Raw genomic sequence first — 6917 nt, 5'->3', positions numbered from 1 at the left:
CAGATGAGGTAGTTGACGATGTATTAGAAGCGAATGATGGCTGCCCATCAGGTTCCATTAAAGTATCGAGCAACCCTTTTAATGGAGATCCAACAAAATTTGAATAATTTTAATGTTTTTGTTTTAAATAGTTAACTTCGTTCAATATACAGGTAGAAACTAAATCCTTTATCAAAAGAAAATCAGTTCCTTGTCATGGAGCTGATTTTTTTATTGTTTTCAATAATTCCCTACCCCGTATAAGGTTTGCTAGATAAACAAAGATGTTATGGCTAGGGAATTGAGTTTAGTCAATTTAACCAAAATCGGTTTAATCTTTAGACAGAATACCAATGACTCGTTTGAATTTTCTCATTATAATAATTTATAAAAAATAGAGTCGTGGAGGTAAGGTATGAAGGACCTGTGGAATGCCTTTATGTATGAACAGTTGAATATTAGTCCGACTGGAACTGGACGTTTAAATGGACGAACGTTTGCGGTTAAGGATGTCTTTGATCTCAAAAATTATCATGCGAGTGCCGGAAATCCAGATTGGCTGCGAACCCATCATCCCGCAGCACAAAATGCACCCGTGGTGGACCTGTTATTGGAACAAGGGGCATATCTGAAGGGCACGACCCATACAGATGAATTAATGTACAGTTTGAATGGTGAAAATTCCCATTATGGGACACCCATAAATCCACGTGCAGAGGACCGGATTCCAGGTGGTTCCTCAAGTGGTTCTGCTGTAGCAGTTGCTGCAGGACTAGTCGACTTTGCTCTTGGAACGGATACAGGAGGATCGGTACGCATACCATCATCTTACTGTGGGCTATTTGGGATTCGGCCCACACATGGGCTTGTGAATATCCAAGGCGTGATACCACTTGCCAAATCCTTTGACACGGTAGGATGGATGAGCAAAAATCCAGAGCACTTGCTGGAGGTCGGTGAAATTCTCCTTAACCAGCAAGAGACTTCTGATGAATTTACATCTCTTTTTTTTGAAAAAGAGGCTTGGTCTTTTGTAGAAGGTGATACCAAGGAATGTCTATTAAGAGCAGGTGCGGTTTTACAAGATTTTAATACCTATTGTAATAAGGTAAACGTCGCTGATGAGGGGCTGACAAAGTGGGCTGAGCTTTTTAGATTCATCCAGGGGATTGAAATTTGGATGGAACATGGTGCTTGGATTGAAGAGGTAAAGCCGTCATTTGGACCAGGAATATGCGAACGATTTGAATGGGCAAGTAAATTAAACGCGGCTGAGCTTAGCCATTTTAGAAAAAAAAGAGAGGTAATAAAAAGAAACCTGTCCCAATTATTAAAATCGAATGGTCTATTGGTGATTCCGACGGCACCGGGAGAAGCGCCTTTACGGCATTCACCCCTGGAGGAGATGGAACAGTTTCGGACAAGAGTGATGCAGCTAACTTGTATTGCTGGATTAACGGGATTTCCACAAGTGACTATTCCATTAAGGAAGAGAAATGGTATCCCAATCGGCTTATCATTTATTGCCAATCGCCATCAGGACCTAAAATTGCTTAAATGGGTCGAGCGACTAACAACGCTGCTGACCAAAAGAAATATTGAAATTGTTAACTAAAATGAAAAGATGGAAGGAGGGTAACAAATGAATAATAAGAAACATTGGTCTTACCGCCCAACCACAATGGCCCCCAATGGACTCATTACAACTCCGCATTATTTGGCCTCGCAAGCTGGAATGAAGGTTTTGCAGGAGGGAGGAAATGCTGTTGAGGCGGCGATTGCAGCAGCGTCGACGATTGGAGTTGTCTATCCCCATATGAATGGAATTGGCGGCGATAATTTTTGGTTAATCTACAATTCGACTGAAAAAGAATTAAAGGGGTTGAATAGCAGCGGCCGTTCTGGAGAATACACAACAATTGACTTTTACAAAAAACAGGGACTCGGAAAAATTCCTGCTCGCGGACCTCTCGCTGCTAACACCGTTCCTGGGGCGGTTTCTGGCTGGGAAAAAGCCTATGAGTATTCAGTCGGGAAAATGAAAGGTACAATGACATGGGAGCATTTATTACAATCAGCTATTCATTATGCTAAAGAAGGCTTCCCGGTTACTGAGAGTCAAGAATATTGGACTAATATCAACTTAGACCAAACGAACGATCAATTTCGGCATTTACAACGATTTTCGGAATTTAACAAGATTTTCACAAAAACATCTGGCTTTTCTTATCAATCTGGTGAAATAATGAAACAAAAGGATCTAGCCTTAACTTTAGAAGGACTATCCAAAGAAGGAAGCCGCCTATTTTATCAAGGGGAGGTCGCAAAGGCGATTGCGAAAGATCTCCAAAACAATGGAGGGTTATTAACTTACAATGATTTTGTTTCCCACCGTTCCGACTGGGTAAAACCTCTCTCAGTCGATTACCGAGGATATGGTGTATATAACTTACCTCCGAACACTCAAGGGTTTGCTTCCCTTTCCATTTTAAATATTTTGAATCAGTTTGATATTCCGGAAATTGAGTTGGGGTCTACTGATTATTATCATCTATTAATTGAGGCTACTAAACTAGCTTTCGAGGATCGCGATCAGTATTTAACAGATCCTGAATTCTCTCCTATTCCTTTAGATGAACTTCTTTCTGTAAAAAGAGGAGTGGAGCTGGCAGCTCAAATCGATTTTACCAAGGCGATCAATCTTCAAAAACAATTGGATCCAAAAGGAGATACGGTTTGGTTAGGAGTCGTCGACCAGTATGGGAATGCGGTTTCGCTTATTCAAAGTATTTATCATGAATTTGGGTCCGGGTTCATACCAAAAAATACAGGGATTGTGCTGCAAAATAGGGGGAGCTTTTTTTCTCTTGATGAGAACCACGTAAATTGTCTGCAGCCTAAAAAACGAACGTATCATACGTTGAATCCTGCGATGATTTTTAAGGGTGTTGAGCCTTATTTAATATATGGTACAATGGGAGGAGAAGGGCAGCCACAGACCCAAGCGGCGCTCGTGACGAGAATCCTAGATTATCATATGCCGATCCAGGCAGCCATTGAGGCGCCAAGGTGGTTATATGGCAGAACCTGGGGCGCAGAATCTAATAGCGTCAAAATAGAAGGAAGGGTGTCGAAGGAGATTACCGAGTCGCTCCGAAAAAGAGGACATCAAGTGGAAAGTGTCGAAGATTTCACGGATGTGATGGGCCATGCCGGAGTTATCAAAATTGATCCTGATAGCAACATCAAATTTGGCGGTGCAGATCCACGAGGTGATGGGGCAGCGCTAGGATTCTAGTTTTATATTTTTAGAGTAAGATTTAATATAGCTAACCAGAAAAAGGGTGAATATACAGTGAAACTTCAATGGGATCTATTTATTGCCTTCTTCAGATCCGGGCTGTTAGGATTCGGCGGTGGACCATCCGCCATCCCACTCGTTCATAAGGAAGTAGTGGGTACATTTAAATGGATGAATGACCAAGAATTTAGTGATGTATTGGCGCTGGCTAACACACTTCCTGGTCCTATCGCTACCAAGATGGCTGGATATATCGGTTATCGGCTCGGCGGACTAGCGGGGATGCTAATTGCGATTCTGGCGACCGTTTTGCCTACGATACTGATGATGTTGGCCTTATTGACTTCCTTTAACCAGTTAAAGGATAACCCAAGAGTCCAGGGAATGACTAGTGCAGTTGTTCCAATTGTAGGTGTGATGATGGGAACCTTGACGTGGGAGTTCCTGAAAAAATCAAAGAATGGCTGGGGCTGGAAGAAGGGAATTCTCCTGCTCGCTGGTAGTTTTGTCGTGATGGAAATCTTCCATGTACATCCAGGCATTGTGGTAGGAATTCTGCTGGTTGCAGCATTAGTGATTCCAGATAAAAAAGAGAAGATCGAAATGACCATTAAGGAAAAAAGTGAGAGCCTATGATTTATATTCAGATATTTATTGCATTTTTTATTCCGAGTATTGTTGGATATGGAGGCGGCCCCGCTTCCATTCCGTTAATCGAACATGAGGTCGTCAGCCGCTACGGATGGGTAACTACTAGTGAATTTAGTGAAATTTTGGCGTTAGGAAATGCATTGCCAGGACCAATCGCCACCAAGATGGCGGGCTACATCGGGTTTGAAGTGGGTGGAGTAGTGGGAGCAGTGATTGCTGAATTTGCCACGATTGCACCTTCTTTAATTCTAATGATTGTCCTTTTGCAGTTAATTTTCCGATATAAGGATTCGCCAAGAGTAAAGAGATTATCGATGATCGTTGTTCCAACTGTAGCCATTTTAATGGCAGGACTTACTTTTGATTTTTTTCAAACCTCCTTTAATTCCAATGGATTGTGGCAAACCATCATTATCGCAGTTTTAAGTTTGTTATTATTGGAAAAATGGAAAGTGCATCCCGCCTTTGTGATTGTAGGCGGCTTGGCATACGGTGCCTTATTTCTAAGTTAAAAATAAAAACGTCATCCTATCAAGCTAATGCAGATAGAATGACGTTTTTTTTATCAATATGAAAAATCCCCAGCGCCGGTAAGTCGCTGAGGATTTTGTTAACTGCCTCGATAGATTTGATAGCCGTAAGGTGAGATCAGCAGCGGGACATGGTAATGACTCTCTAAATTAGAAATACCAAACCGGACGGGTACTTGATCTAAAAATAAAGGATCTGGCAGTTTGAGGCTTTTGCTGCGAAAATAATCTCCGATATGGAAGATAAGTTCATAAGTACCGATGTCCATTTCCACTTGAGATAGTAATGGCTGATCTAAGCGTCCATCAGAATTGGTCATAGCTGTCTTTAGTAAATGCTTTTCTCCGTTTGAAAAGAAATAAAGTTCAATGGTCACATTTGAAGCAGGCTGGCCATGTGATAAATCAAGTATATGTGTGGTTATACCAGGCATCAGGGCTACTCTCCTTTATGAAAATAAAAGTACCACCAAGAGAAAGCCTAGGCTAACTCTCGGGTGGCATTTAAATCAGCGATAAATTCAGGTTCCTTATAGGTAAAGTAATCATTTAGGATTTCTTCATGATTATCGAGAAAAAGTTGATTCGCTACTTCTGAAACCAGTTTAGGAATGCCAAATCTCATTCCTGAAAGGGCAGAGGCTAAAATCCCACAACTGATTAAGGCTGAATAGTTGTATGCAAACAGTCCATATACGAGTTCCTTGCCCTCTTCATCCTGGCTTTGAAGAGCGAAACCTCTGCTTAAATAGGGGTGAGCATCGATCATTGGATTCGCGAATTCGTCTGGAGCTTTGTATTGATCCCCCCAGCGGGTAATATGTTTCTCTACTAATTTAAGTTCCGGACGTAAAGCTGGATTCGTAACTAAACCGGTACTGATAATTAAAAAATCAAACGTGAACTTCCCCTGAGGTGTTGTTACAACAGCACCTTCATTTGCGGCATCCACATCAAGCCATGGAGAACCTAAGTGCAGCTTAAAACCAGGGTATGAGGATGCGCGTCCGAAGGTATCATTGGTCGGTGGTTGATTATGTTTAAAGAAATGGGACATCACCTTATACTTATCCTCGTCAGATAAGATCTGGAAACGTTCGATGAGTCCCGAACCCTCCATCTGACGGATTGGATTAATCCGCGGCATTTCTTTGCGGCGTACAAAAACATGAGCTTCTGAAACTCCTTCTGATAAAGCAAAATGAGCATTATCAAAAGCTGAGGCTCCTCCGCCTAAAACAGCAATCTTTTTTCCTTTTAGTGCCGAAAAATTAATCGGCTTTGAAGTGTGTGCATAAAGGTGTTCCGGTAATTTATCTGAAATCATTGCCGGTACATGCCATTCACCACCGCCTTGAATACCGGTAGCTAATATCACTTTACGTGCCATTAGTTTTTTTTCGGAAGCGCCATGGCCATCCAAGTGCAATTGAAATAGGTCTTTTTTTATAGGCTCAATTAGCTTTAACTTAACTTCGTTTCTTACCGGAAGTCCAAGAACCTCTCGATACCAGCGCAGATAGTTCATCCAGTCTCCTCGTGGAATCTTGTCAATTGCTTCCCAGCTCTTTGCTCCAAATTGCGCCTCCCACCAAGAACGGAAAGTGAGAGAAGGGATGCCAAGATCAATGGAAGGCAAATGTTTGGGTGTTCTTAACGTTACCATCCGTGCGTAAGTATCCCATGGACCTTCAAACCCCTCTGGGTTTTCGTCGAGAACAAGAATGTTAGAGATTCTCTCGCGCATAAGTCCAAACGCCGCTGCTAAACCACTTTGGCCGCCGCCGATAATGATTACATCATAAACGTGACCATCCGGAAGCTGGACTGGACGAACCCAATCCGTACCACCGAAGGCAAGATAAGTAAGATCTTTCTTCACTTGTTCATTTAATGCTTCTAGGCTCATTATCTATCATCTCTTTCACAGTAAAATTCGTTCATTACTTAACAGGAATATTTGTAATCTTCTCTTGTAAACGCAGTAAAGCAATTTTAAAAATTTCTGAAAGGGCCGTTTCAAATTCAATTTCATTAGAATGATGGATTCTTTCTTCCATGGCATCGAAAATTTGCTGCTTGTTTTTTCCTCTGACTGCTAAAATAAACGGGAAACTAAATTTCTCCATGTATTGTTGATTTAGAAAGATTAATTGGGTGTATTCTTCCTGTGAGAGATTTTGCAATCCAGCTCCTTTTTGTTCCTGGGTGGAATCAATCGTCATAGACGCTCGTTCTCCTAAGTTTGGGTGAGCCTTGATCAGGGCCACTTTCTGTTCAAAGGAAGAGTTCTCAACAATCTTCACCATTTCCTGATGTAAATGATTAAGGGACGAAAAGGGTTTTAATTCTGCCGCTTTTTCAGCGATCCATGGTGAATGTTCAAAAATGCCACCAGCAATTCCTAAGAATTGCTGGCGGGTTGTATTGTTTATTTCCGTGATTGTGTACATAAG

Annotated in this window: 7 protein-coding genes; 4 read left to right on the top strand and 3 right to left on the bottom strand. The window is 41.7% G+C overall.

The window, feature by feature from the left end; genetic code table 11:
• The first annotated feature begins 394 nt into the window (after positions 1–394).
• The 4 genes from V7266_RS16010 to V7266_RS15995 are packed head-to-tail and all read left to right on the top strand — an operon-like array spanning position 395 to position 4443.
• Positions 395–1594 carry an amidase gene (locus V7266_RS16010; protein ID WP_335468978.1) on the top strand — a complete coding sequence of 400 codons (1200 nt, stop codon included), beginning with the start codon at positions 395–397 and terminating at the stop codon, positions 1592–1594.
• A gap of 27 nt (positions 1595–1621) precedes the next feature.
• On the top strand, positions 1622–3277 hold the full coding sequence (gene ggt / locus V7266_RS16005; RefSeq protein WP_335468976.1) for a gamma-glutamyltransferase: 1656 nt from the start codon (positions 1622–1624) through the stop codon (positions 3275–3277).
• Positions 3278–3334: 57 nt separating this feature from the next.
• Positions 3335–3916 carry a chromate transporter gene (locus tag V7266_RS16000; protein ID WP_335468974.1) on the top strand — a complete coding sequence of 194 codons (582 nt, stop codon included), beginning with the start codon at positions 3335–3337 and terminating at the stop codon, positions 3914–3916.
• Positions 3913–4443, top strand: a complete 531-nt coding sequence (locus tag V7266_RS15995; protein WP_335468972.1) for a chromate transporter — start codon at positions 3913–3915, stop codon at positions 4441–4443. Before V7266_RS16000 ends, V7266_RS15995 begins: the two co-directional genes overlap by 4 nt.
• A gap of 98 nt (positions 4444–4541) precedes the next feature.
• On the opposite strand, the gene uraH is transcribed toward V7266_RS15995, so the two are convergent.
• From uraH to uraD, 3 genes are read right to left on the bottom strand one after another with little or no spacing between them, the layout of a single operon-like run.
• Entirely contained in the window at positions 4542–4895 is a 354-nt protein-coding gene (gene uraH / locus V7266_RS15990; RefSeq protein ID WP_335468971.1) for a hydroxyisourate hydrolase, read from the bottom strand.
• A gap of 47 nt (positions 4896–4942) precedes the next feature.
• Complete coding sequence (locus V7266_RS15985; RefSeq protein ID WP_335468970.1) at positions 4943–6370, bottom strand: NAD(P)/FAD-dependent oxidoreductase; 1428 nt, start codon at positions 6368–6370, stop codon at positions 4943–4945.
• Between the two features lie 34 nt (positions 6371–6404).
• Positions 6405–6914: a 2-oxo-4-hydroxy-4-carboxy-5-ureidoimidazoline decarboxylase gene (uraD, locus tag V7266_RS15980; protein WP_335468968.1), complete on the bottom strand. Its 510-nt coding sequence runs from the start codon at positions 6912–6914 to the stop codon at positions 6405–6407.
• Positions 6915–6917: the final 3 nt, after the last annotated feature.

Origin of the sequence: Neobacillus drentensis (genome assembly GCF_036965645.1) — a bacterium.
Lineage (GTDB): Bacteria > Bacillota > Bacilli > Bacillales > Cytobacillaceae > Neobacillus > Neobacillus drentensis_D.
Note: the sequence above shows the minus strand (reverse complement) of the source record. Positions and strands in the feature narration are given on the sequence as shown.

What these genes read in the sequence shown, in the direction of transcription:
- V7266_RS16010 (WP_335468978.1), top strand. Translation starts at nt 395, where the DNA reads ATGAAGGACCTGTGGAATGCCTTTATGTATGAACAGTTGAATATTAGT.
- ggt (WP_335468976.1), top strand. Translation starts at nt 1,622, where the DNA reads ATGAATAATAAGAAACATTGGTCTTACCGCCCAACCACAATGGCCCCC.
- V7266_RS15995 (WP_335468972.1), top strand. Translation starts at nt 3,913, where the DNA reads ATGATTTATATTCAGATATTTATTGCATTTTTTATTCCGAGTATTGTT.
- uraH (WP_335468971.1), bottom strand. Translation starts at nt 4,895, where the DNA reads ATGCCTGGTATAACCACACATATACTTGATTTATCACATGGCCAGCCT.
- V7266_RS15985 (WP_335468970.1), bottom strand. Translation starts at nt 6,370, where the DNA reads ATGAGCCTAGAAGCATTAAATGAACAAGTGAAGAAAGATCTTACTTAT.
- uraD (WP_335468968.1), bottom strand. Translation starts at nt 6,914, where the DNA reads ATGTACACAATCACGGAAATAAACAATACAACCCGCCAGCAATTCTTA.